This window comes from Gilliamella sp. wkB72, from assembly GCF_001693745.1.
Lineage (GTDB): Bacteria > Pseudomonadota > Gammaproteobacteria > Enterobacterales > Orbaceae > Gilliamella > Gilliamella apicola_E.
In genome coordinates, this window is the sequence record NZ_LZEI01000011.1 from 243,306 (window position 1) to 268,893 (window position 25,588).

At 35.3% G+C, this 25,588-nt stretch carries 20 protein-coding genes and 1 pseudogene; 7 read left to right on the top strand and 14 right to left on the bottom strand.

Going from position 1 to position 25,588, the window contains the following annotated elements; genetic code table 11:
• Positions 1 to 55: 55 nt before the first annotated feature.
• The 5 genes from fucO to rhaB are packed head-to-tail and all read right to left on the bottom strand — an operon-like array spanning position 56 to position 5,840.
• Positions 56 to 1,210, bottom strand: coding sequence for a lactaldehyde reductase (fucO, locus tag A9G07_RS06950; RefSeq protein WP_065734587.1), 1,155 nt, complete (start codon positions 1,208 to 1,210; stop codon positions 56 to 58).
• 12 nt (positions 1,211 to 1,222) lie between these two features.
• Positions 1,223 to 2,257 (bottom strand): L-rhamnose/proton symporter RhaT, encoded by a 1,035-nt coding sequence (gene rhaT / locus A9G07_RS06955; RefSeq protein WP_065562549.1) that lies wholly within the window; start codon positions 2,255 to 2,257, stop codon positions 1,223 to 1,225.
• Between the two features lie 53 nt (positions 2,258 to 2,310).
• Positions 2,311 to 3,135 (bottom strand): rhamnulose-1-phosphate aldolase, encoded by an 825-nt coding sequence (gene rhaD / locus A9G07_RS06960; RefSeq protein ID WP_065562550.1) that lies wholly within the window; start codon positions 3,133 to 3,135, stop codon positions 2,311 to 2,313.
• Between the two features lie 10 nt (positions 3,136 to 3,145).
• Complete coding sequence (locus A9G07_RS06965) at positions 3,146 to 4,399, bottom strand: L-rhamnose isomerase (RefSeq protein ID WP_065734588.1); 1,254 nt, start codon at positions 4,397 to 4,399, stop codon at positions 3,146 to 3,148.
• Positions 4,400 to 4,439: 40 nt separating this feature from the next.
• Positions 4,440 to 5,840 carry a rhamnulokinase gene (rhaB, locus tag A9G07_RS06970; protein WP_065734589.1) on the bottom strand — a complete coding sequence of 467 codons (1,401 nt, stop codon included), beginning with the start codon at positions 5,838 to 5,840 and terminating at the stop codon, positions 4,440 to 4,442.
• A gap of 210 nt (positions 5,841 to 6,050) precedes the next feature.
• On the opposite strand from rhaB, the pseudogene asd reads away from it, so the two are divergent.
• Positions 6,051 to 6,896, top strand: a pseudogene (gene asd / locus A9G07_RS06975) (archaetidylserine decarboxylase); the annotation flags it as partial.
• Between the two features lie 7 nt (positions 6,897 to 6,903).
• Complete coding sequence (mscM, locus tag A9G07_RS06980; RefSeq protein WP_065562554.1) at positions 6,904 to 9,522, top strand: miniconductance mechanosensitive channel MscM; 2,619 nt, start codon at positions 6,904 to 6,906, stop codon at positions 9,520 to 9,522.
• Here the strand turns inward: mscM and A9G07_RS06985 are convergent.
• Positions 9,519 to 10,049, bottom strand: a complete 531-nt coding sequence (locus A9G07_RS06985) for a DedA family protein (protein ID WP_065734591.1) — start codon at positions 10,047 to 10,049, stop codon at positions 9,519 to 9,521. The genes mscM and A9G07_RS06985 overlap by 4 nt on opposite strands.
• Before the next feature lie 177 nt (positions 10,050 to 10,226).
• Between A9G07_RS06985 and fdhD the strand changes: the two genes are divergently transcribed.
• From fdhD to A9G07_RS07010, 5 genes are all read left to right on the top strand, one after another.
• Complete coding sequence (fdhD, locus tag A9G07_RS06990; RefSeq protein WP_065734592.1) at positions 10,227 to 11,036, top strand: formate dehydrogenase accessory sulfurtransferase FdhD; 810 nt, start codon at positions 10,227 to 10,229, stop codon at positions 11,034 to 11,036.
• Positions 11,037 to 11,295: 259 nt separating this feature from the next.
• Positions 11,296 to 12,114, top strand: a complete 819-nt coding sequence (locus A9G07_RS06995) for a purine-nucleoside phosphorylase (RefSeq protein ID WP_065562557.1) — start codon at positions 11,296 to 11,298, stop codon at positions 12,112 to 12,114.
• Between the two features lie 47 nt (positions 12,115 to 12,161).
• The gene (locus A9G07_RS07000) at positions 12,162 to 13,388 is read left to right on the top strand and encodes a nucleoside permease (protein ID WP_065734593.1); all 1,227 of its coding nucleotides are present in this window, start codon (positions 12,162 to 12,164) and stop codon (positions 13,386 to 13,388) included.
• A 178-nt stretch (positions 13,389 to 13,566) separates the two neighbouring features.
• A complete protein-coding gene (locus tag A9G07_RS07005) occupies positions 13,567 to 14,460 on the top strand; it encodes an EamA family transporter (RefSeq protein ID WP_065734594.1) in 894 nt (297 codons plus the stop codon).
• 1,244 nt (positions 14,461 to 15,704) lie between these two features.
• Entirely contained in the window at positions 15,705 to 16,175 is a 471-nt protein-coding gene (locus tag A9G07_RS07010; protein WP_065562560.1) for a hypothetical protein, read from the top strand.
• 82 nt (positions 16,176 to 16,257) lie between these two features.
• On the opposite strand, the gene amtB is transcribed toward A9G07_RS07010, so the two are convergent.
• The 8 genes from amtB to modF form a co-directional block, all read right to left on the bottom strand.
• Positions 16,258 to 17,538, bottom strand: a complete 1,281-nt coding sequence (gene amtB, locus A9G07_RS07015; protein ID WP_065734595.1) for an ammonium transporter AmtB — start codon at positions 17,536 to 17,538, stop codon at positions 16,258 to 16,260.
• Between the two features lie 20 nt (positions 17,539 to 17,558).
• Positions 17,559 to 17,897 (bottom strand): P-II family nitrogen regulator, encoded by a 339-nt coding sequence (glnK, locus tag A9G07_RS07020; protein WP_065562562.1) that lies wholly within the window; start codon positions 17,895 to 17,897, stop codon positions 17,559 to 17,561.
• Between the two features lie 225 nt (positions 17,898 to 18,122).
• Positions 18,123 to 19,601, bottom strand: coding sequence for a dGTPase (gene dgt / locus A9G07_RS07025; RefSeq protein WP_065734596.1), 1,479 nt, complete (start codon positions 19,599 to 19,601; stop codon positions 18,123 to 18,125).
• A 24-nt stretch (positions 19,602 to 19,625) separates the two neighbouring features.
• A complete protein-coding gene (gene purK, locus A9G07_RS07030) occupies positions 19,626 to 20,684 on the bottom strand; it encodes a 5-(carboxyamino)imidazole ribonucleotide synthase (RefSeq protein ID WP_065734624.1) in 1,059 nt (352 codons plus the stop codon).
• A 7-nt stretch (positions 20,685 to 20,691) separates the two neighbouring features.
• A complete protein-coding gene (purE, locus tag A9G07_RS07035; protein WP_065562564.1) occupies positions 20,692 to 21,192 on the bottom strand; it encodes a 5-(carboxyamino)imidazole ribonucleotide mutase in 501 nt (166 codons plus the stop codon).
• Positions 21,193 to 21,344: 152 nt separating this feature from the next.
• Positions 21,345 to 21,695, bottom strand: coding sequence for a RidA family protein (locus A9G07_RS07040; RefSeq protein WP_065562565.1), 351 nt, complete (start codon positions 21,693 to 21,695; stop codon positions 21,345 to 21,347).
• Positions 21,696 to 21,719: 24 nt separating this feature from the next.
• Complete coding sequence (gene uvrB, locus A9G07_RS07045; RefSeq protein WP_065734597.1) at positions 21,720 to 23,723, bottom strand: excinuclease ABC subunit UvrB; 2,004 nt, start codon at positions 23,721 to 23,723, stop codon at positions 21,720 to 21,722.
• A gap of 396 nt (positions 23,724 to 24,119) precedes the next feature.
• Positions 24,120 to 25,580, bottom strand: coding sequence for a molybdate ABC transporter ATP-binding protein ModF (gene modF, locus A9G07_RS07050; RefSeq protein ID WP_065734598.1), 1,461 nt, complete (start codon positions 25,578 to 25,580; stop codon positions 24,120 to 24,122).
• Positions 25,581 to 25,588: the final 8 nt, after the last annotated feature.

Genomic DNA, 25,588 nt, shown 5'->3' on the forward strand with positions numbered 1-25,588 from the left:
AATTAGGTTAAATTTGCATTTAACCTATTTCATTATCACGTGTACATTCAATTTTTTATTGGTAAATAGAATGATATAGTTGCTCAATTTCTTTTACGTTAGTGTCACGCGGATTGCCTCCGGTACAAACATCATCAAAAGCAGCTTGAGCTAACGCAGGGATATCCTCAAGTTTTACGCCAATATCTTTTAATGTAGGAGGGATACCAACATCTACGTTAAGTTGTTTAACAGCATCGACAGCAGCTTTTCTTGCTTGTTCGATCGTCATTTGTTCTGTTTTAGCCACTCCCATCGCTTTAGCAATATCACGATATTTTTCACCAGTAAATTCGGCATTGTAAGCCATGATATGAGGTAAAAGTACCGCATTAGCTACACCGTGAGGCGTTCCATAAAATGCTCCAAGTGGGTGAGCCATTCCGTGAACTAAACCTAATCCCACATTTGAAAAGCCCATGCCAGCAATATATTGGCCTAATGCCATGTCTTGAGAACCTTTTGCAATCCCTTTTACTGAGTCACGTAATGAACGAGATATGACTTCTATTGCTTTAAGATGGAACATGTCTGATAGTTCCCAAGCGCCTTTGGTTATATAACCTTCAATGGCGTGAGTTAAGGCATCAACACCTGTTGCTGCTTTTAAACTCGCTGGCATACTTGTCATCATATCGGAATCTATGATTGCGACAACGGGAATATCGTGAGGGTCAACGCAGACAAATTTACGTTTTTTCTCTTCATCGGTAATGACGTAGTTAATGGTCACTTCAGCTGCTGTACCTGCTGTTGTAGGAATAGCGATTGTGGGTACTGCTGGTTTTTTCGTTGGCGCTACCCCTTCAAGACTACGAACATCAGAAAATTCTGGATTGTTGATAATAATACCGATCGCTTTTGCGGTATCTTGTGGTGAGCCACCACCAATTGCAATTAGGTAGTCGGCACCCGATTGTTTGAAGACTTCAACCCCTTTTTGAACAATACCAATAGTTGGATTTGGCATGACTTCATCAAATATTTGATAAGCAAAGCCATTGTCATCTAATAGTTTTGTTACTTTAGTTGCTACTTGGAATTTAATTAAATCTTTGTCAGTAACGACTAATGCTTTTTTAAAACCCCGTTTTTTTACTTCATCTACGATGTGGCTGATTGAACCAGCGCCAAAGTAAGATGTTTCATTTAGAATCATTCTATAAGCCATAATGTTTTCCTTTTAATTCGTCATGCCTAAACCAACAATGTTCGCTGCAACAATGATAACTAAGCAGCCAATACAAAGTATTCGTACTGGTTTTTTGCCAGTACCAAACCACTCTTTTAGTGCTAATCCAACAATACCACCACAAAGTACATAGAAACTCATATGTAACATCCAACTCATGAAACCATATTCAGTTGGAATATTTGCATGACCCCAAGCATAGAAGAAGAATTGGAAATACCACATTGCGCCACCTAAAATGGCAAATAGTATGTTGCTAATAAGTAGGGATTTGGCAACTGAGATGTCTTTTTTAAATGAAAGTTCTTTTTTAGCGCAGAGTCGACTAATACAGAAACCTAGATTAATAATTGCACCACCACCCATAATAATGACATAGCTTGGGAGAGCTACGTATAGATGGTCTACGCCAAGTTCGGCAGCTTTTTCGTGCATTGGTACTGCTGCACTCATGGCAAATGACATACCAGCAGAGAAGATACCACACATGATGGCAAGAAGAAGTCCTTTCTTTAAATTAAAATCTTCAACTTGTACTCCAAGTGTTTTTTCTTTCAATAAACCCGCATAAGTTACGATAGCGACACCAATAACAGCAACAACGACACCTAATAATGTCATTTTTCCGCCAGTTGAAGCCAATAATTCACCAAATTTACCTTGTAGTATTGGCGTCATTAGCGTACCAACGATTAAGGTTATGCCAATCGCAATACCTATGCCCATCGACATGCCTAAATAACGCATTGTTAGTCCGTAACCAATGTTACCTACTCCCCACATGGCGCCAAATAAGAAAACTGGAATTAATATATCTGAACTAAACGATCCGTAATAAGACCAAAAGTCAGGCAATAAGAAGTAACTAATTGACCATGGCAATATGATCCATGAAAATAGTCCGGCTATTGACCACATGGTTTCCCATGACCAATTTTTTACTTTTTTAAGTGGTGCGTAAAAACACGCGGCAGAAGCGGCACCAACAAAGTGCCAAAATATGCCTAAAATAATTGAACTACCCATATATTTATCCTTATATTTTTGAAATATAATTTGATATTTTTTATTAGTAGCTTTTACTGTTTTAATGCTTCTTCCATAGGGTTCACATCAAAACGCTCAGCTAATAATCTGAACTCTTCCGTGGATATGGTTTGACGTTTTCCTCCCATTGATAGGACTTTTACAAGAACTTCTGCTGATTTTTCAGCTGTATCAATCAAGCCGAAAGCTTCATCTAACGTTGGTCCTGTTCCAAATACACCATGGAAAGCCCATAACACTAAACTATGTTTTGCCATCTGTTTTGCAGTGGCATAACCAATTTCGTCTTTACCTGGAACCATCCAAGGAACGACACCAACACCATCTGGAAATACAACTAAACATTCGGTACTCATTTCCCACAACAATCGCGTTATTACCGCAGTATCAAGTTCTAGGACATAAGTTAATGCAATTAAATTGGTCGCATGACAGTGCATGATCACGCGGTCTTTTCCTTGGCTTTGTTCGATTCTTACAATATGTGATTGCAGATGAGCAGCGAGTTCAGAAGTCGGTAATCCACCATTTATTAATCCCCACATGATGTAATAACCCTTGCCTTGTTCATCAATTTTGACAATGGCTAACGTATCAGCAGGATCTAAAATGACATTGCGGAAAAACTTACCTGATCCTGTGACAATAAAGTACTGGTTAGCAAGTTTAGTCACATCTTGTGTTAACGATACGTGACGGGGATTTTTATAAAAGTCACTTTGAAAAGAGACCACATCACTTTCAAGTAATCTTAAGCTAACATTACCACCATTACGCTCATCCCATCCTTTTAACCACATATCGTAAGTGGCTTTGATCATCCCTTTTACAAACCAAGAAGAAAGAATCTGTTGCATTTTGTTTTCCTTATGATCGTTTAGTTAAAACTGTTGTTTCATATTGACGAACTTCATCTAACCATCGGCTACCAACTGGTACGTCATTCAATAAACAGTACTGATCCCAAACTGCTTGCCAAGGTAATGATTTTTGTTCTTCGAGTAATGCTAGTCGTGAAGTAAAGTCACGATCGTGTTCATATTTTTTTAATTGTTCGGTAGGTTCTAATAGTGCTTTTAACAAACATTTTTTCATGTTGCGAGTGCCAATTACCCAAGCGGCAATACGGTTTATAGAGGCATCAAAGAAATCTAAACCAATATGTACTCGGTCAAATAGTTTGTTTCGAATGATTTCGCTCGCGATATTTTGAGTTTCATCATCAAAGAGCACTACGTGATCACTATCCCAACGCACTGGACGGCTAACATGTAGTAAAAGATGTTCAACAAAAGGCATTACGGCAGAAATTTTGTCTGAAATGACTTCAGTTGGATGGAAATGTCCAGCATCTAAACATAGTGCAGTTTTACGTGATGTAGCATAAGCGAGATAGAATTCATTTGATCCAGCAGTATAAGATTCAAGACCAATACCGAATAATTTACTTTCGACTGCATCAATGTGATATTTTTGATCAATCTTTTCTCGAATAATTTCATCCAATGATTCAACTAAATGTTGTCTTGGTGCAAATTTATCGACAGTAATGTCTTTCATTCCATCTGGTAGCCAGATATTCATGACTGATGGTGTACCTAATTCTTTACCAAAATATTCTGATACCTTACGACAAGCTTTTCCGTGATCTATCCAGAATTGACGAATTTCTGGATTAACATGAGTAAGAGTGCCTTCGTTACTCAAAGGGTGTGAAAAATATGTTGGATTGAAATCTAGACCAATCTGATGTTTTTTAGCCCATTTGACCCAATTGGCAAAGTGTTCTGGTTTGACTTCATTACGATCGACTTTTTGATCTGATTCTAAATAAGAAGCATGTAGATTTAATCGTTTTGGTCCTGGTATAAGGCTAAAGGCTTTATCTAAATCTGATCTTAATTCATCTGCATTACGAGCTTTACCCGGATAATTACCTGTCGCTTGTATACCACCAGTTAATTCACCTTCTTGCTTTTCAAAACCAGCAACATCATCGCCTTGCCAGCAATGTACAGAAATCGGTAATTTTGCCATTGCTGCTATAGCAGCATCTGTATCCACACCGATTTCAGCAAATCTTGCTTTAGCGATCTGATAGGCATTTTCAATTGCGCTCATGAAATACTCCTTAATAAATATAAAATTTTTCTATAATTGGTTAATTACTTTTGGGTTGATAATATTTAGTGTCAAAATTCTGTGAAATGAGTTGTCTTAATGCGTTAACATCAGCAATTTCACCTAATGAAATTAACTGGTAACCCACATTGCCTAAGGCTGATGATTCAATAGGACCTGCGGTAACATTGACATTGCATAAGTCAGCACATAACTGGTTTAAAAAAGCATTTTGGCAACCACCACCGACAATATGTAATGTGTTAATTGGTTTACCACTTAGCATCGATAATTCGTTTAATACATCTCGATATAGATGTGCTAGGCTGTCAAAAATACATCTCACCAATTGAGGGAGATTTTTAGGCGCCTGACCAATGTTTTCTAAACATACCTGTTTGATGGTTTCTGTCATATCATCAGGATTTAGAAACCTTGGATCATTAGGATTAATGAGAAAAGCAAAAGGTTGCTCTTGTTTTGCCAATGTGATTAATTGATTGATATCTTTGACTTCGTGTTCAGAACAAACGCGTTGGAATAACCATAATCCCATGATGTTTTTTAACACTCGATAATTACCATCAACACCACCTTCATTGGTAATATTCGCTTTTAACGCTTCTTTTCCAGTGAAAGGTTGTTTAGATTCCAATCCCATAAGTGACCAAGTACCTGAACATAAATAAGCACTATGTTGGTCCATTAATGGCGCAGCAATAACAGCACTGGCAGTATCATGGCTTGCAATTGCAATTACTGGAATACGATCGCCGTTTGCACTTTGCCAATATCCAACTTGGTTTCCGGGCATACAAATATCACCAAACCATTTACGTGGTATGCCTAGATAATCAAGTAGATCTTTGTCCCAAGTTTGAGTTGCAACATTAACAAGTTGGGTTGTGGTGGCATTGGTATATTCACGATTTAAAACACCGGTCAATCGATAAATTAGGTAATCAGGAATCATCACAAAATCAGATACTTGCGATAGCCAAGATGGTGATTCAAGCATCATAGCTTTGAGTTGATAGAGTGTATTGAAGGTTAAGAATTGAATTCCGGTTTTTTGATAAATATTTTCTGTTCCAATTTCATCTTGTACCTTTGACATGATATTGTCAGTACGATGATCGCGATAAGAGTATGTCGGTCCGACGATTTGGCCTTGCTTGTCAAGCAATACATAATCAACGCCCCATGTATCTATACCAATACTATCGAGTTTGATTCCTTGTTGAATAATTTTGTTTAATCCATTTAAGATTTCTTGTTCTAAATAGTTCAAATCCCAACAAAAATTTTTACCATCACTTTTATACCCATTACTGAATCGGTGGATTTCTGTTAATGTAATTTTTTGAGATTGATAACTCGACAACATAACTCGGCCACTAGATGCACCTAAATCAATTGCAGCAATATATCTATCTGCCATTATAACTACCCTCAATTTTGCTAATGGGGATAGTCTAGAGAACTATTTTGATAGACACTTTTAATTGACTGCCATTGTTAGTGAAGTTTGGCAAAATTTTTAAAATGCTTGTGATCTTTGCCACAAAATATGAATTAAGTTGTGCTATTTATACTTTCAGAATAAATATTGATATAATGCATTATTTCGAAAATAATTTGAGAGCTATCTATGTTAAATCAGTTAAAAGCAATTATTCAGTATCTTCTTCCAAAACAATTATTAACTACCCTATTTGGTTGGTTAGCTAACAGACGTTTAGGAAAAGTCACTACATGGATGATTATCGGTTTTTGTAAATTATATAAAATCGATTTAAGTGAAGCTAAATTGACTGATGCTAAAGAGTACAAAACGTTCAATGACTTTTTCGCTCGTGAGCTAAAAGAAGATGCGCGAACAATCGATGATGCGGCAAATAGTATTGTAATGCCAGCAGATGGGGTAATTAGTCAATTTGGTAACATTCAAGATAATCTTCTTTTGCAAGCTAAAGGACATTTTTATTCTTTAGAATCACTGCTTGCTTGTCATCCTGATATGATTAAGTTTTTTAAAAATGGATCTTTTGCAACTACCTATTTATCACCTAAAAACTACCATCGTTTTCACATGCCTTGTGATGGTATATTGCGTGAGATGATTTATGTTCCTGGCTCGCTATTTTCAGTTAATAAAGCAACAACAGAAACTATTCCTAATATTTTTGCTCGAAATGAACGTGTAATTTGTCTATTTGAAACTGAATTTGGACCAATGGCACAAATTATGGTTGGGGCAACGATTGTAGGAAGTATTGAATTAAATTGGGAAGGCGTTATTACGCCTCCTCGCGACGGCATAATGAAACGTTGGACTTATTCTGGTCAGATTAAATTAGCGAAGGGTGAAGATATGGGTTGCTTTAAATTAGGTTCAACCGTTATTACGCTGTTTGCTTCAAATGCTGTTGAATTTGACAGCCATCTTAAACTTGGTGACGTTACTCGTGTAGGTCAAAAACTAGCTGAAAGGATCTAACTTTATGTTGATGCGTGGTTTTTTGGGTGGAATATTACTCCTTCTGTCTTGCTTTGCTTTTGCTGAAGAATCAATACCCAATATTGATAATGAAGATCAGCTTACCGAAGTTATTGCTAAGCTTAATGAAAAAAATGAAGATCTTCGTCAGAATATGGAGTATCAAAAAGCGCATTTAACCAGCATCATCAATGAACAAAATAATATTAATACCCAAATTTCCCATGTTCAAAATACGCTCGCAACCCTTGCTGAACAGGGCGAATGGTTAAGTTTTTCAACAGCATTAGGTGAAACCCTTCGCCAACAGTTATTACGATTACCTGAAAAACCTAAATCACAACCCCTTGATGCTGAAATCGCAGAAGCCAAAGTTCAGCAACTCAATTATTCAAATACCTTAGCTAGGCTAGATAGTTACCCTACGTTACCAAGTAATTTAAATAATCTAAAATCAGCTAGTCAATATCGCCGTTTATTAAGAGAACAAAGTGAGCTCATCAAAACGTTGATTTCGGGTACTGATACCACGATTCTTGAACTAACTAAATTAAAAATATCGAATAAGCAACTAACCAATGCTATCGATGAGGTTAATGATGCTGCACACCGTTACTTTTTCTGGGTTGCTGACGTCAATCCCGTTTCATTAAGTTTTATTCTTGATTTAGCCAGAGATGTCGTTTATGTCACCGTTCAAATTGATACGCTGTCACAACTATATAATGCTGGTGTTGAAGTGCTTAGTGCGCCAAAACCACTGTTTTTCCTAGTATTATCTTTATTGTTTGTATTTGTACATTTCAAAATGCGAGGAAAATATAACGCTTTCTTAAATAAATCGGCGGCTCGGGTTGGTAAAGTCACCCAAGATAGTTATTCACTTACTTTGGAAGTGATTGTTTTATCATTAATTATGGCATTGCCGGTTCCTATTTTATGGGCTGCTTTGGGTTATGCTCTTCAAATTAACTGGGATTATCCTGTAGCCGTTGCTCTAGGCTATGGCGTTAATGCAGCTGCTCCAATTTTGTGGGTGTTTATTATCACCGCGCATTTTGCGTCTCAAAATGGGCTATTTATTACTCATTTTGGATGGTCAAAGAAAAATGTCCGTCAAGCTATGAAATATTATCAACTGTCGGTTTGGGTGGTTATCCCTTTAGTAATGGTAGTAATGAGCTTTGATCAGTTTAACAATCGTCAATTTGCAGCAACTATCGGTCGAACTGCGTTCATTATTCTCTGTTTTGCACTCGTATTTATGACTAATTCTATTCATCGCGCTGGAGTTCCACTTTATATCGATAAAAAAGGATCTGGCGATAATTTATTAAGTCATATTCTGTGGTTTGTGTTGTTGAGTGCACCATGGTTAGCCATTATTGCTGCTTGTTTAGGTTATTTATCGACAGCTGAAGTGTTATTAGGACGATTAGAAGCTTCGGTCATTATCTGGTTTGGCTTGTTAGTGGTCTATTTTATGATACGCCGTTGGATGTGGATACAAAAACGACGAATTGAATTTGAACGTACAAAACAACGTCGATTAGAACGTATGCAACGCGCTAAAGGAATTGAAGAAGATCTCACCCCATTAAATGATAATATGGATGAACCTGTTATCGACTTAGATGCGATCAGTGCCCAATCATTACAACTAGTCAGGTCAATTATTATGCTAATTGCTTTAATTAGTATGATTTTACTTTGGTCTGAACTTCATTCCGCTTTTGCCTTTATGAATAATATCAAGCTATGGGGAACAAGTACCATTATTAATGGCAACGAAATTGAACAACATATTACCCTAGGTGCTGTCTGTATCGCGATCTTGGTTATGACCATTACTGTTCAGTTAGTAAAAAACTTACCTGCGCTGCTTGAGTTAGGCATTTTACAACATTTAGACCTCGCACCCGGCACTGGATATGCCATTTCAACCGTATCAAAATATATTATTTTGATGGTTGGTTGTATGATTGCTTTTTCATTTATCGGGATTGATTGGTCTAAGATTCAGTGGTTAATAGCGGCATTAGGTGTTGGTTTAGGATTTGGTTTACAAGAGATTTTTGCTAACTTTATTTCTGGCTTAATTATTCTGTTTGAAAAACCGGTAAGAATTGGCGATACCGTAACTATTCGTGATTTAACAGGTAATATTACCAAAATTAATACTCGTGCAATAACGATTGTTGATTGGGATCGTAAAGAAATTGTTATGCCAAATAAGGCTTTTATTACTGAACAATTGGTCAACTGGTCTTTATCTGACTCAATTACTCGTATTGTGTTAACTATACCCGCTACGATTGATGCCGATAGTGAACTGGTTATGAAGCTATTACAACAAGTTTCAGAGGAGTGTGAATTTGTTCTTAACGATCCTGAACCGCAAGTTTTTTTAGTGGATATTCAAGAAGGTATTCAATTATTTGAGCTACGTGTTTTTGCAGCTGAAATGGGACATCGTATGAAATTACGTAGCTCAATACAGAAATTGATTCTTGAAGCTTATCGCCAACATAATTTGACATTGCCATTCCCACCTTTACAAACCAATTTAGAAGCGCTTGGTCGCAAAAGTGGGCGTCGTAGTTATACAATTGGTACCATTTAACCAAACAAGGTTTCTAACCATGGCACCCCAAATGCACCGGGTGCCAATAAAACAAATGCCCAGATTGGTGCTGAAGCAATATTGGCGATATTGAATTTTGCTGCTGGCATATGCATTGTTCCTGCAATTAATGGAACGATTGCACGTAATGGTCCAAAGAATCGACCAATAAACACGCCGAAAGTACCGTATCGCTGGAAAAATTGTTCAGCACGAAATATCATTTTTGGGTATTTATTTAAAGGCCATGAAGAGATTACCTGTTGGTGATAATGTTTACCTAACCAATAAGAGATGAAATCCCCTACAATGGCACCTAATGATGCCGATATCAAAACAGGAACAAATGAGATCACCCCTGTTCCCACTAATGCTCCTGCACCTAATAAAATTGCTGTAGCAGGTACCAGCAATGAAATAATCGCTAATGACTCGCCAAACGCTAATATGAAAATAATTGGCAATGCCCAAATTTGATGATGCTCAATAAATTGCATAATAGTATGCGTAATCTCATTTAATGACATAATTTTTTAGCTTCTATTTTTTTAGAATAACTCATTTTAACACAACAAAAGCAGTATAGTTCGACTAATCATTGGTAGAAACTAACAAAAGTAATAAGTTAAATGACAGGCTTTTTATTGATATCAACCTCAGTTATTATAATTGGAATTAAATTGCTAATAATGATGAGACATACCATGACAGTAGGCATTGAAAAATGTAATGTGAATAAATTTAAACAAGGTCAATTACAACCATTGCAAGAAGATACTGTCGCAATTGAAAAACCTGTTGCGCTTATTTATAACGGTATTTCTCACGTGGTGATGATGGCAACACCCAAAGATCTTAATTATTTTGCTATTGGCTTTTCATTAACAGAAAAAATCATCGAGTCTGTTGATGAAATTTATGGTATTGAGATCATCGATACTAAGCAAGGCATTGAAGTCCATATTGAGCTATCTTCACGACGTTTTATGCAATTAAAAGAAAAACGTCGAAATTTAACTGGTAGAAGTGGCTGTGGAATTTGTGGTACCGAACAGATAGAGCAAGTTTGCCAGTTTATTCCCCCCCTTTCTTTAAACGATAAAATTCATCTTTCTGATTTTGAACAGTCCCTTAATTATCTGAAGAAGGTTCAAACTGTGGGCAGCCAAACTGGTTGTACTCATGCTGCGGTATGGTTAGATTTAAACGGTAATTTTATTGTTGGATTTGAAGATGTGGGTAGGCATGTCGCTTTAGATAAGCTATTAGGCTATCGTGCCACATTTCTACGAAAACATAATGAAAATTTAAAAGGGGTAATTCTTGTTTCAAGTCGGGCAAGTTATGAAATGGTACAAAAAACAGCCCGTTGTGGAGTCGAGATCCTCTTTGCCGTTTCAGCAGCAACTTCTATGGCGATTGAACAAGCTAAACAGTGTCAGTTAACATTAGTTGGATTTTTTAGAGATACTCAAGGAGTTATTTATTCGACTAAAGAACGTATTCTCAAATAATATGCAGTTTTTACTTAAATTAATTCAAAATTAATCAAAACCAAATATTAATTATCATAATAAAAACAATACATTAACTTTTTTATACGAAGATATCTCATCCCACGTCTTTCTTTATTGGTCGAAGACCATCATAATATACGCTAAAAATAAAAATGACTTTGTTTTTATTATAGATTACGTGAACTTTTTCTATTTATGATTTTGATCACACAGTTTTATCAATTAAGTATCTACTAAAATTTGAAAGGATAGTGTTATGCATCAAACAGCAGATATTCAACAAGCAGTTAACTATATTCAACAACACACAGACAAAAAACCAACAATCGGGATTATACTTGGATCAGGTTTAGGTCCTTTTGCCGATACTCTTGAAGATGCCGTCCATATTCCTTATGACAATATCCCTCACTTTGCTAAATCTGCTGCTGTTGGCCATGCAAATGAATTAGTGATTGGTAAATGCGGTGATAAGACTGTTGTCGCAATGAAAGGCCGTTTTCATTACTATGAAGGTTTTTCATTAGATCAAGTTACCTTCCCTGTGCGTGTAATGAAAATGCTAGGCGTTGAAAAACTAATCATTACCAATGCTTGTGGCGCAGTCAATACTAGCTTTAAGCCAGGGGATTTAATGATAATCACTGATCATATTAACTTAACAGCTAATAATCCATTAATGGGGCCAAATAATCCTGAATTAGGGGTTCGCTTTTTGGATGTAAGCGAAGTTTATAATAAGCAATTAAGAGCAACAGTTAGCGAAGTAGCCAAGGAACTAAATATCACATTACAACAAGGTGTTTATGCTTGGTGGACAGGCCCTACTTATGAAACCCCAGCAGAAATCAGAATGATCCGTACCCTTGGTGCTGATGCGGTTGGTATGTCTACGGTTCCTGAAGCAATTATTGCTCATCACTCTGGCATTAAAACTATCGGTATTTCATGTTTAACTAATATGGCTTGTGGCATTTTAGATCAACCTTTAGGGCATGAAGAAGTGATTGAAACAGCTGAACGCGTTAAATCAACTTTCTTACAATTGATAACTAAAACAATTGCGCGTTTTTAATTTGTATAATTTCACATCAGCAGTTCACTTTATTTTGGATATAAATAATGAACATGAAGCATAGATTACAAGTAATGATGTTTTTCCAATATTTTATTTGGGGAAGCTGGTTGACAACTTTTGGTATTTATTTAATCAATACGTTGCATTTCTCTGGTGCAGAAGTCGGTCTGGTTTATAGCACTAAAGGCTTTGCGGCATTATTTATGCCGTTTATTATTGGAATAATTGCGGATAAATTTATTCCACCAAAATACTTATTTATGCTTTGCCATACTGTTTGTGCTATTGCACTATTTTATGCGGCAACCGCAACAACACCAATTCAACTTTATTGGTTGATGCTTATCAATGCAATGGCTTTTATGCCAACAATTGCATTATCTAATTCAATTAGTTATCACTGTTTAGATAAAAGCAATTTAGACTCTGTTACCGTTTTTCCAAAAATTCGTGTTTTTGGAACAATAGGCTTTATTATTGCTATGTGGACAATCAGTTTACTAAAATTCGATATTAGTAATGCACAGCTCTATATTGCTTGTGGTGCGTCTGTTATTTTGGTCATCTACAGTGCGACTTTACCTGATATTAAAGTCATCACTAATCAACAACAATCATGGATTTCACGCCTTGGTTTAGATGCGTTTGTATTATTGAAAAACCCAGTAATGTCGATATTTTTTCTCTTTTCGATGCTATTAGGGGCTATATTACAAATCACCAACACCTTCGGCGGAGCATTTTTGAAAGATTTTGGTAGAATCCCAGAATTTCAAGATAGCGTGATTGTACAACATCCAGCAATATTATTATCAGTGTCACAAATGGCTGAAGTTGCCTTCATTTTGACGATCCCATTTTTTCTCAAGAAATTTGGAATCAAAAAAGTCATAATAATCAGCTTAATCGCTTGGACACTTAGATTTGGCTTTTTTGCCTATGGTGATCCAACGCCATTTGGTTTTGTATTATTGATGTTATCAATGATTGTATATGGTTGTGCTTTTGACTTCTTTAATATTTCAGGCTCTATCTTTATTGAGAAAGAAGTTAACTCTAATATACGTGCGAGTGCCCAAGGGCTATTTATGACGATGGTTAATGGTATTGGTGCGATTATAGGTTCTTTTATCAGTGGTTTTGTCGTTGATATCAATACTCATGATGGATTAAAAGATTGGCACTCAATATGGTTAATTTTTGCGGCTTACGCATTAATTTTAGGTTTTGTTTTTTATTTTACCTTTAATTATAAACAATCTGCGAAGTAACATCTTATCAATATAAATAAGGGATACATCGTCCCTTATTTATCCTCTGTTTTTTTGAGTATTACCATACCGTAAAAAATAGTGACATAAAGCCGCAAGATATAGCTTGTCGGCTATGATTGTTTTATGCGCCAATTATTGGCGATAAATATAGTTTTAAAAGTAATGAGATTTTAGTATGAAAGAAAAATTTTTTGGTGGTTTATTAGTTTTTTTAGGTGCGTGTAGTTTTGGCGTTCTCTCTTCTATTGTAAAAACCGCTTATCAATCAGGTTATACCCTAGGACAAGTTACTGGTGTTCAATGTTTTTTAGGTATGTTGATATTATGGGGGATCCATCTGATTGTAAAAACGCTCAAACAATCAAAGATTAAAAATAAAAAAACATTAACCCCAAAATGGAAAGTATGTGCAGTAGGTATATTTCCCGGATTAGTGGGTATTTGCTATTATCAATGTGTACAGTTGGTGCCAGCATCAATTGCGATTATTTTGCTTATGCAATACTTATGGGTTAGTGTCATTATTGATTTTGTTATTTTTAAAAATAAACCTTCACCACTTCAATTAGTCACAGTCGTTATCATAATTGTTGGTAGTTGTTTTGCTGCTGGTCTTTTTAATCAAGCTATTGAATTAAATTTAACAGGTTGTTTATTTGGTTTTCTAGCAGCGCTTATGTATTCGCTTTTTATTACAACTAGTAGCAATATCGGCAATGAATTACCAAAATTAGAGAAAAGTGCCTTGATGATAACCGGTGCTTGTATTGTGACTTTCTGTATTTTTCCGCCACTATTTTTCTTTGAACTCAGTATTGACGATAAAATTTATCAACTCGGATTTTTATTGGCCTTATTAGGTACAGTCTTACCCCCTTTTCTATTTTCAGTCGGTATGCCTAAAATCGGCATTTCGCTGAGTGCGATTTTATCCGCTGCAGAACTGCCTGTAGCTGTAACCTGCTCTTATTTTTATTTAAAAGAATCGGTCTATTTGAATCAATGGATTGGAGTAGTGATTATTTTGTTTGCAATCGCCTTACCAAATCTAAAACATTTAAAGAAATAATATTCAACAAATTAAGTGTGGTTATCCACACTTAATTATCTTCAAACAGGTTTTGTACTTAACTTTTTAACCAATAGTCTAAATATTCTTTACAGGATTCTTTTGTTACTCACAAATATTATAACGTTAAGCATAGACTGTTTTTATCTATCGTGGAGATACAATAAGTTGCCCTGATCCCCACTATTTTATCCTGAAGAATATTTGACGTGATAACAATTAGTATATTGTAATAATTTTGAGCTCAAAATCGCTCGAGTGAAAAGAGCAAAAAAATAATCAGAATGCCAATAATATTTTTCACCGTTATTCTGCCCATTAAAATAATGAAATGTTTAAATAATCTCGCTAAATTAAATTAACAATATATCATTTATCAAATACTGGACAAAAATATAAAAAAATACTAGTATTTAATAACCTGAAAAACAGTAATGTTATTGATAAAATAGTTTATGTTTTTTAAGGTATTTTTTACATCTTTAAAATAAAGTCTTTACCGAGGTTGATACATTTTGTTATTTAGTTTATTTAGTTAAATAAAGTAGAAATGAAGTAATATTATCTTTTGGTATTTAAAAATTTATTGATCGTCCCAATATAAAGTAATATATTTTTATCTTAAAAATATTTTGCATCACCAAGAGTTAATTATTTTCTAAAAATATTTTCTAGTAGAGTAATAACGAAAGAGTTTAAGTCCGATATACGATAAATTAGTAGTTGAGTTTATCCCTTTTATTGCAAACATTTTCAAGAAGATTTGATACTTCTTAAATGGACTTATATCAACCAATGATTGGATTGAGGTATCAATATGCCCCCTAATCTATATTCTAAGACAAATATTTTATCAAGATGAATAGCTTGACTGAGTGATAAATGTTTAGTTGTAAGAAGTCTTATTTATTTTAATCCAGATAGAGTTTATTTAGTTAATCTTTGATTTGTAGATCATAATTGGTATTTTTTTAATTAGTTTTTTCAAAATATTATGGAGGGTACTGAAAAAATAGCCGGTTTAAATAAGCTAGTAATTAGTCTGATAGGCATATAGTAATCGTATGGTCTTTTTTGTAAAAAAACCACAAGTTTTAATAGTCAGTAGTAAATAGCAGTATTTTAAAAATCTTAATTGATTTTTATTTATAAACATAAAGTTATACAGATATACCTTGGCAATGAGTGTTTATTATCAAATTTATTGTTCTATTTTTACCCTGAATTAAAAAGGAAGTTACAGAATGAAGACATATAAAAAGCCATTATTTACCTTAGTGCACAGTAATGATGCTATTCCTGAACACAAAACTTTAGCTTATTTAGATTCAACATTAAATGATTATACCGATCACATCGACGAAATTATTGGTTTACGTATCAAGGAGTTAAAGCTACACCATTCTGAATACAGGGAACATCATAATGACACTAATAAGAAATCAGGTTTTTCATTTATTTTCCCTGAAATATTTGAATCAGAACACCATAAAAAACAGATTGGCATGTTAAAAGAAGAGATGTTAATTGCCAAAGAGTCCAATAAAGTTATGGAATTACTTAGTGATCGTTTAAAAGAATTTGCCAAATTTTACCCAGAAATACAACTTAATTTAAATAATGTTCAACTATTACCAACTAAATTTAAAGAGTACCTTTTTGCTCCACCTTTAGTCTTAACCGAAGATAATGCAATTATGCTTTGGGATGACTAGAAAAAAACTTAACAATAATTAATAAGCTAAAAATCTACAGTAGTAACATACTGTAGATTTTTTTTATTTATAGTTTTATATATTAACTATTAAATGCGCTTTCACCGTGACTGTTAATATCAAGCCCTTCACGTTCATATTCTTCTGAAACACGTAAACCAACTGTAATATCAGCGATTTTATAAGCAATGAAGGCAATAATTGCAGTCCAAATTACACAGGTAATCACACTCATTAATTGTATGCCAACTTGACTAGCCATAGTAACGCCTTCGGCAAAGCCTATACCGCCCAGTGATTCGGAGGTAAATACTCCAGTTAATATACAACCAACAATACCACACACGCCATGAACGCCAAATACGTCGCAAGTATCATCTACTTTTAAGACTCTTTTTAAAGATGATACGCCCCATACTCCTGCAAAACCACAAGCAAGCCCAATTAACATTGCTCCACCAACACCAACAAAGCCAGCAGCAGGTGTTACACCAACTAATCCAGCTATTACACCCGATGCAGCGCCTAAACATGATGGTTTGCCACGTAGTATCCATTCGGCAATGGTCCAGGCGAGTACGGCTGCGGCTGTTGCAGCTACGGTATTGATGAAGGCTAGTCCAGCGATTTCGTCAGCGTGTGTTGATGATCCTGCATTGAATCCAAACCAACCAATATATAATATTGCGGCCCCTAAATAAACATAAGGTAGGTTGAATGGTTTTAATGGTTCACGGTTATAGCCAATACGGCTTTTAAGCATATAAGCACCTAATAGACCGGCAACAGCTGCATTGATGTGCACAACGGTTCCGCCAGCGAAATCCAATGCACCTTCATCACCAAGGATACCCCCACCCCATACCATATGTGCCATTGGAATATAGGAAAAAGTAAACCATAACACCATAAAAATAAGGACAGCTGAAAAACGAACTCTTTCAGCAAACGCACCTAAGATCAAACAACAAGTAATACAAGCAAATGAACCTTGGAATGCAATCCAAATTAGTTCGTAAATCGAACCTGAAATATCAGTAATACCAACATTAACCAATAAGAATTGCTCAAAATTGCCGAAAAACCAGTTACCTTCACCAAATGCTAATGAATACCCATAAGTAATCCATAATACAGCAATTAAAGAAAAGGTGACTAAGACTTGCGATAACATGGATAGCACGTTTTTAGATCGTAATAATCCGCCATAAAAAAATGCAATACCAGGCACAGACATAAATAACACTAATGCAGTACAAATCATCATAAAACCATTATCGGCTTTATCCGCAATTTCCACTTCGTCGGCAAAGACTGGACTGGCTAAAACTAAACTTAAAGAGAGAATAATTTTCTTCAACATAATGATATCCTTATTGATAGTTATAGTGCTGACTCATCAGTCTCGCCGGTACGAATTCGAACTACGTGTTCTAATGGCGTAACAAATATTTTGCCATCGCCTATTTTTCCGGTATACGCAGCTTTTGTAATGGTGTTAATGACTTCATCGAGTAATTCATCGCTAATGGCTAACTCTATTTTTACTTTTGGTAAAAAATTAACATTGTATTCAGCGCCTCGGTACAGTTCGGCGTGACCTTTTTGTCGGCCAAAACCTTTAACTTCAGTAACAGTTAAACCAGTAACACCTATATTGGATAGTGATTCCCTAACCTCTTCTAATTTAAAAGGTTTAATAACTACAGTGACAAATTTCATCCATTACTCCTTATAACTATTAATCTTATTAAAGTTAATGCAAAGGGCGTACCAAAAATTAAAAAGAGGGTGATTAATATTGTGAAATACTCAAAATGAGTAAAGGTTATTAGTTGCTATTTAAAAAAAAGTTGAGGAACGGGGTTTTTGACGCTAAAAATAGCCTCATTGTCGCACTAATATGGTGCTTGTGCTTATTTTTGGTGCTGTTTTAAATGTGCCAAATTAGAATGTTACCATTAATTTTCGATATTCATCATAAGCAAAATGGTCGGTCATACCGCTGATATAATCTTGAATTAAACGACAACGATAGTAAAATTCCCAACAATCAAAGTGTTGATTGTCTATCTGCTCAAGTGCTTGTTGATAAGCTACGCAATGTTTTGCTGATAGTTTGTGATACAACCGAGTTTCGATAGGATATTTTTTGTGATTACCTGTTTTGACTAATTTTATAAAATCATCAGTAGGCATAGCTAAAAGTGGGCTGTAGATCTCTAGCAATCCAGTAATGATTCGGTAACCTTGCAGTTCGATATTTTCAACCGTTTCATGGTTAAAGATGTGTTCAAAGCCAACTGTTTTGAAGATACTAAGTAATTTATATTCCGCACCATGATCTTCAAGTAGAGCATGATTAAAGGAACCATGATAAATTGCTTCGATGTTTTCGATAAATCGTTCAGCTGCATGAGGTACGAGTTGACCAATGGTATTTACGCGCAGATACATAAAAAACTGGTCGATACCTATCGCTTCAAATTCATTCTTTTTCAAATTTTCATAAGGGCGATTCACAACTTCATCAAATAAATCACCTTTTTTAACGGGTCCCCATGCTTCTTTTAAATAATGATAAAGCTGCTGAACAGTTAAAATTTTCTTTTCTACAGCATCTTCAAGATCGGCGATACAGTAGGAAATATCATCTGCTGCTTCCATAATATAAGTGAGCGGATAACGATGGAAAGGTTGGATATCAAGTTGTTCCGAAAGTGTTTTAATAAAAGACTCTTCAGATAGATAATACCCAGGTTTTTTCATTAAGTAATTAAATTCATCAGGTATAGGATCAGACCAATAAGCTGGTTTCGAATATTTAAGAATTGACGCAATTTGCGAGTAAGTTAAATTGAGTCGTAAAATCGTATGAACTAATCGAATCGCTTGTGCATTACCCTCAAAATTAGAGAGATCTTGGCGTATTTTTAATTTTAATGATTGAGTTGATTGATCATCAGTATCCTGAATATTAAGCACTGAGTAGCATGACGTTTTATCTATACCTAAACGCATACCAAACCAATGATTGATTGCCGCTTCACCAAAGTGACCAAATGGTGGATTACCTATATCATGCATTAAGCAAGCCATTTCAACTAGGCTTTCAATTGACATAACTGAATTTTCAAGGCCAAAAGCTTTTAATTGTCCAGATTTATTAAGTCGATAAATAATCTCTTTTACAATATAACGACCAACTTGTTGTACTTCCATTGAATGAGTAAGGCGTGTTCGAACGACAGAATTACGCTCTAACGGAAATACTTGTGTTTTTTGTTGTAAACGCCTAATGGCAGCAGAATTGAGGATGCGACCACGATCACTTTCGAAAAAGCGTAAAACCGAGTAATCATCAAATGCTTCACGCGGTTTACTTGCATATCGTTGATAATTAATTTTTTTACTAAAGTCGATCATATCGCAGTCCCTTGATTTAATCAGCTATAATTTTTGTTTTGCCCACGCTATTGGTTGACTATATTCCGCTGGTAATAAAAAGGATAATTGGTTTAATGCTTCAATTAATTTTGGACTATAGTTATGAGTTAGGTTGATGTGTCCAACTTTTCGCCCTGCTCTTACTTCTTTTTCATACCAGTGTAGATGCGCTAAATCAACTGATAACCATTTGAGATTAAAATCTGTTCCAATCAAATTCACCATGACCGATGGGCAAAAAACATCCGGTTTAGGCATTGGTAGTCCTAAAATTGCCCTTAAGTGTAATTCGAATTGGCTAATAGATGCCCCATTTTGGGTCCAATGTCCGCTATTATGTACTCTTGGCGCTAATTCATTAATTAGTAAGTTATCCCCAATAACAAAACATTCCATCGCCATAACGCCTACATAATTGAGTTTATGCATGATGCTTGAAAGCATCTGTTCAGCTTTATTCTGCAATGTATTATTTTTACTAGGAATGGCAACACTCATTTTTAAAATGCCATCTTGATGGAAATTATTTGTTAATGGATAAAAGACAGTTTCGCCTTTGGCATTTCTGGCACCAACTAGTGATAGCTCTTCTTCAAAAGGAATGGCTTGTTCAACAATAGCATGTTGATAAACATCGTCTGGAATCGAATCGTGAACAGTTATGCGCCATTGGCCCCGACCATCATAGCCACCTGTTCGACGTTTAACGATTAATAAATCACCCAAATTTTTAAATAAATTCGGCCAATCATTTTCATTATTAAGCGGGTACCATTTAGCCGTAGGTAAGTTAAGCTCATCAAGTAACTGCTTTTGACTTAAACGATCTGCTATTATTGGAAATACATCTCGATTAATGAAGTGGGGGTGGCTAGCTAAGAGTTGAGTAAACGTTGTTTCGGGCCAACGCTCAATTTCAGCAGTAATGACTGAACTTTGGTAAGGGATGGTTGCAGGATCAACATCCAAGCCAACTGGATAGACATGGATTCCTAAAGGTTCACCAGCTTGTCTAAGCATTCGTCCTAGCTGGCCATTTCCTAAAACACAAACAGATTGCATTGTCATATTAAATATCGACTCTCGGATCAGGATTATTCAAAACTTCATCAGTTTGACTCAATCGCCAATTTGATAAACGTAGATAGATCTCTGGGTTATGCAATGCCAGAATTTGTGCAGCTAATAAAGCTGCATTTGCCGCTCCAGCTTTACCTATAGCTAATGTTCCAACAGGAATACCTTTAGGCATTTGTACGATAGAATAAAGGCTATCAATACCACTGAGCGCTGCACTTTGAACTGGAACACCTAACACTGGTACTAGTGTTTTCGCCGCTAACATACCAGGTAAATGCGCAGCCCCACCTGCTCCAGCTATGATCACATCAAAACCTCGTGATTTGGCATTTTGCGCAAATTCAAACAATTTATCGGGTGTTCGGTGTGCAGAAACAATTTCGACATGATAAGCAATGGTTAAAGTATCTAAGATATCCGCAGCATGTTGCATGGTACTCCAATCACTTTTCGAGCCCATTACAATGGCAATTTTAGGTTGAGTATGCATAAACGTTTATAGGAAGATATAAAATATTAAGTGTTCAAAGTATACACTAAAATTAAATGAATGGGCTAGCAAGAAGTAAGGTTGATTATCAATAAGTTAAATTATCAGATTGAGAATATCCGCCAAGATTATGACGGATAATTATCTGTATATTACGGACTCACTGCCGCAACAATTTTTATTTCAATTAAATACTCTTTTTTCATTAACCCTGCATGAACGGTACAACGAACAGGCGCTTTTCCTTTTGCTACCCATTCGTCCCATGCTTTGTTCATGGCAGAGAAATCGTTTTTATTTACTAAAAATAGTGTCGCATCAAGAATGCGAGTTTTATCACTATTTGCTCTAGCCAAGATGTGATCTATTTCAGCTAATGCACTTTTAGTTTGTATATAAGCATCATCACTCAAATCAGTTGGTACACTAGTATAGTAAATTACATTGTTATGAATTACTGCTTCTGACCACCTTTCCGCAGGATCTATTCGTGTTATTGTCATTATATTTTCCTTAAAGACTATTTATTAAGATACCTTTATAAAATCCGAACGCAATTTTTTAATCTCATCACGTAATACACCTGCTTTTTCAAATTCAAGATTCTGAGCAGCTTCGTACATCATGGCTTCAAGTTCTTTAACTCTTGCCTGAACTTCTTTTATTGAAACATAATTATACTGACCACCTTGTTCAAATGCTTGAATTTTAGCCGTTGATTTTTTAGTGCTTAAACCTGCATCTAAAATATCTTTGATTTCTTTACGCACTGATTTTGGTGTAATACCATGTTCCTGATTGAAATCTTCCTGTTTTTTACGACGCCTTGCAGTTTCATCAATAGTGAGTTGCATTGCTGGCGTAATTTTATCAGCATATAATATTGCTTTACCATTAACATTTCGAGCTGCGCGTCCCACGGTCTGAATTAATGAGCTTTCTGAACGTAGAAATCCTTCTCGGTCAGCATCTAAAATTGCGACTAATGATACTTCTGGGATATCTAATCCTTCTCGAAGTAAGTTAATACCAACTAATACATCAATCTTACCTAAACGCAAGTCGCGAATAATTTCCATTCGTTCAACAGTGTTGATATCAGAATGCAAATATTTAACATTGACATTATGTTCTGATAAATAGTCTGTCAAATTCTCAGCCATTCGCTTAGTCAATGTGGTCACAAGAACGCGTTCGTCTTGGTTTATGCGTAATTTAATTTCAGACAAAAGATCATCAACTTGAGTAGCCACAGGCCTAACTTCGATGATTGGATCTAATAATCCTGTAGGTCTTACCACTTGTTCGATGATTTCACCTGCTGATTTTTCAATTTCATATTTAGCAGGTGTTGCCGAAACATAAATTGTTTGTGGCATGATATTTTCAAATTCTGTAAATTTTAATGGTCTATTATCTAAAGCCGAAGGTAATCGAAAACCGTATTCAACCAGATTAAGTTTTCGCGATCTATCACCATTATACATTGCACCCAATTGTGGGATTGCTACATGCGATTCATCAATAAACAATAAGCCATCAGCCGGTAAATAATCAAATAATGTTGCTGGCGGATCGCCTGCATTTCGTCCTGCTAAATAACGAGAATAGTTTTCTATCCCAGAACAATAACCAAGCTCTGTCATCATCTCAATATCAAATAGTGTGCGTTGAGTTAATCGTTGCTCTTCTAGTAGACGATTATTGTCCAACAATACTCTTTGGCGTTCTTGAAGCTCTTGCTTAATTTCAACAATCGCGTCATCCATGATGTTTCTTGGTGTGACATAGTGTGTTTTTGGATAAATAGTAATACGTGGTACTTCATTAATTGCATTACCTGTTAATGGATCAAATATGACTATTCTTTCAACTTCATCATCAAAAAGCTCAACACGCACTGCATGTTCATCTGAATCAGCTGGAAATATATCAATCACATCGCCACGAACACGAAAAGTACCGCGACTAAAGCCAATTTCATTACGTGTATATTGTAATTCTGCTAAGCGCGTTAATATTGCGCGTTGGTCAGTAATCGTCCCTCTTGCCAAATGTAATATCATTGACATGTAAGTTTCAGGTGCACCTAAACCATAAATAGCCGATACCGAAGCAACAATAACAACATCACGGCGTTCTAATAATGATTTTGTTGCCGATAGTCTCATTTGTTCAATGTGCTCGTTAATCGATGCATCTTTCTCTATAAATGTGTCTGTAGACGGAACATAAGATTCTGGCTGATAATAATCATAATAAGAGACGAAATATTCCACCGCATTATCCGGAAAGAACGCTTTCATTTCACCATATAGTTGAGCAGCCAAAGTCTTATTAGGCGCTAAAATAATTGTTGGGCGATTATGCTTTGCAATAACATTAGCCATGGTAAAAGTTTTACCAGATCCTGTTACTCCTAATAATGTTTGATGCGCAATTCCATCATCAAGATTTTGATTTATACGATCAATTGCTACCGGCTGATCACCTGCTGGTTTAAAATCAGAACATAATTTAAATTTTCTCATTACATCGCAACCTAAAATTTCACCTATTAATAAAAATTATCCCCAAAAACACTTGACCTTTAAAAATGTTATATTTTTTGTTCAGTTAAGTTAAAAGTTTGTTAAGACATTATTAAAACTATACCTTGATTTATCTTAACGTTATGATTAATAATAATTATTAAAATCATGGCTAAGTTGTAATCAAATTAAATAAAAACCTGATAGACATTGAAGTTAGCACACTTTTCAATTAACTATTCACAGACTTATCCACAGGCAACGGGGATAACTTGCTAAGTATAATCAATATAGACTTTTTTGAATTTTTAGCTTAAAAAAACGCCACTAAAAAAAAGTTTTTTTATTGATTATTTCTATTTTTAAGTCTTATTTTAATAGTCTATAACTAATCCATTATTTGATACGCTCAATTTTATATTGATAGCCAACAGTATCATTTGGCACAAAAGTTAATCGATGAGTGATGCATTTTGGTGCATCTTCTGCATGATGTGAAACAAACAATAATTGCGTACGACCTTTATCGATTAAATTATCAATCCAATTTTTTACTAGTTCTCTATTTAGATGATCCAGTCCTTGTAGCGGTTCATCTAAGATAAGTAATGTTGGATGTTTCACTAAAGCTCTCGCTATCAATACTAATCGCTGTTGTCCCCAAGATAATGATTGAAAGGGTTTATCGGCTAAATCAGTCAAATCTAGTAATTGTAACCATTGCTTAACTAACTTTGCTTGTTTATCACTAATCGCTTGGTAGACCCCAATTGAATCAAAGTACCCCGATACCAATACATTTTCCACACTCAAGCTAACTCGATAGTCAAGATGAAAACTACTACTGACATAACCAATATGACGTTTAATATCCCATATTGTTTCGCCAGACCCTCGTTTTCGCCCAAATAGCGTCAAATCATTACTATAACCCTGAGGATGATCGCCAGTTATTAGACTTAATAATGTCGATTTACCTGCGCCATTAGGACCAATGATCTGCCAATTTTCATTCGCTTTTACCAACCAACTAAGTCCATTAATAATTGCCTTTCCATCATATTGAACATGACCATTATTTAATATAATGCGGTCTAATGTATCGGGTAGTTGAATGGGTGTTTCATCCGGTTCGGGTAAAGTAAAGTTTGATAGCTGTTCTAAATTCGCAAGTTGCTTGATGGCTACGTCATTTAATATGGTGTCTTTGGGTCCAAATTTCAATAGCTGGCAGTTAGCAAGTATTCCAATATTTTTTACAAATATTGGGATTTCATTAAAACGATTCAACACCATTACAATCGTAATATTTTTTTCAGCGAGTTGTTTAAGTTTTTCAGCTAGGTTTGCTCGAGATGCAACATCTAAACCATCAAACGGTTCATCTAAAATTAGCAGTTCCGGTCGGCTCATTAATGTGCGACATATCAATGTTTTGCGTGTTTCACCGGTTGAGAGATATTTAAAGCGACGATCTAACAGATGTTCAATACCAAATTGTCGGGCTAAATGTTCGCAAAGTTCGGCATCTTGATTAACTTCTTGAATAATTTCTGCTGTAGTTAATCCAGTATCATCTTCGTTGTCACTAAGCATATCGGTATTATTGCGTTTCCATTCATCATCTATTATTTTTTGAAGTTGCTCAAATGAGATATGCGCTATTGATTTAAATTGATTGATAACTTTACCCGACAATAACGGTTGATTACCAGCTAATGCTTTAGCCAATACCGACTTGCCCGAGCCATTTCGACCTACAAAAGCGACAATGTCACCACTATTGATAGTCAATGATTCAATTTTAAAAACGTTGAAATCACTTATTTTATATACTGCATTTTCAATTTGTAACATAAATACCT

Excerpts from the sequence above, each read along its gene's own strand:
- fucO (WP_065734587.1), bottom strand. The coding sequence starts at position 1,210 with ATGGCTTATAGAATGATTCTAAATGAAACATCTTACTTTGGCGCTGGT.
- rhaT (WP_065562549.1), bottom strand. The coding sequence starts at position 2,257 with ATGGGTAGTTCAATTATTTTAGGCATATTTTGGCACTTTGTTGGTGCC.
- rhaD (WP_065562550.1), bottom strand. The coding sequence starts at position 3,135 with ATGCAACAGATTCTTTCTTCTTGGTTTGTAAAAGGGATGATCAAAGCC.
- A9G07_RS06965 (WP_065734588.1), bottom strand. The coding sequence starts at position 4,399 with ATGAGCGCAATTGAAAATGCCTATCAGATCGCTAAAGCAAGATTTGCT.
- rhaB (WP_065734589.1), bottom strand. The coding sequence starts at position 5,840 with ATGGCAGATAGATATATTGCTGCAATTGATTTAGGTGCATCTAGTGGC.
- mscM (WP_065562554.1), top strand. The coding sequence starts at position 6,904 with ATGTTGATGCGTGGTTTTTTGGGTGGAATATTACTCCTTCTGTCTTGC.
- A9G07_RS06985 (WP_065734591.1), bottom strand. The coding sequence starts at position 10,049 with ATGTCATTAAATGAGATTACGCATACTATTATGCAATTTATTGAGCAT.
- fdhD (WP_065734592.1), top strand. The coding sequence starts at position 10,227 with ATGACAGTAGGCATTGAAAAATGTAATGTGAATAAATTTAAACAAGGT.
- A9G07_RS06995 (WP_065562557.1), top strand. The coding sequence starts at position 11,296 with ATGCATCAAACAGCAGATATTCAACAAGCAGTTAACTATATTCAACAA.
- A9G07_RS07000 (WP_065734593.1), top strand. The coding sequence starts at position 12,162 with ATGAACATGAAGCATAGATTACAAGTAATGATGTTTTTCCAATATTTT.
- A9G07_RS07005 (WP_065734594.1), top strand. The coding sequence starts at position 13,567 with ATGAAAGAAAAATTTTTTGGTGGTTTATTAGTTTTTTTAGGTGCGTGT.
- A9G07_RS07010 (WP_065562560.1), top strand. The coding sequence starts at position 15,705 with ATGAAGACATATAAAAAGCCATTATTTACCTTAGTGCACAGTAATGAT.
- amtB (WP_065734595.1), bottom strand. The coding sequence starts at position 17,538 with ATGTTGAAGAAAATTATTCTCTCTTTAAGTTTAGTTTTAGCCAGTCCA.
- glnK (WP_065562562.1), bottom strand. The coding sequence starts at position 17,897 with ATGAAATTTGTCACTGTAGTTATTAAACCTTTTAAATTAGAAGAGGTT.
- dgt (WP_065734596.1), bottom strand. The coding sequence starts at position 19,601 with ATGATCGACTTTAGTAAAAAAATTAATTATCAACGATATGCAAGTAAA.
- purK (WP_065734624.1), bottom strand. The coding sequence starts at position 20,684 with ATGCAATCTGTTTGTGTTTTAGGAAATGGCCAGCTAGGACGAATGCTT.
- purE (WP_065562564.1), bottom strand. The coding sequence starts at position 21,192 with ATGCATACTCAACCTAAAATTGCCATTGTAATGGGCTCGAAAAGTGAT.
- A9G07_RS07040 (WP_065562565.1), bottom strand. The coding sequence starts at position 21,695 with ATGACAATAACACGAATAGATCCTGCGGAAAGGTGGTCAGAAGCAGTA.
- uvrB (WP_065734597.1), bottom strand. The coding sequence starts at position 23,723 with ATGAGAAAATTTAAATTATGTTCTGATTTTAAACCAGCAGGTGATCAG.
- modF (WP_065734598.1), bottom strand. The coding sequence starts at position 25,580 with ATGTTACAAATTGAAAATGCAGTATATAAAATAAGTGATTTCAACGTT.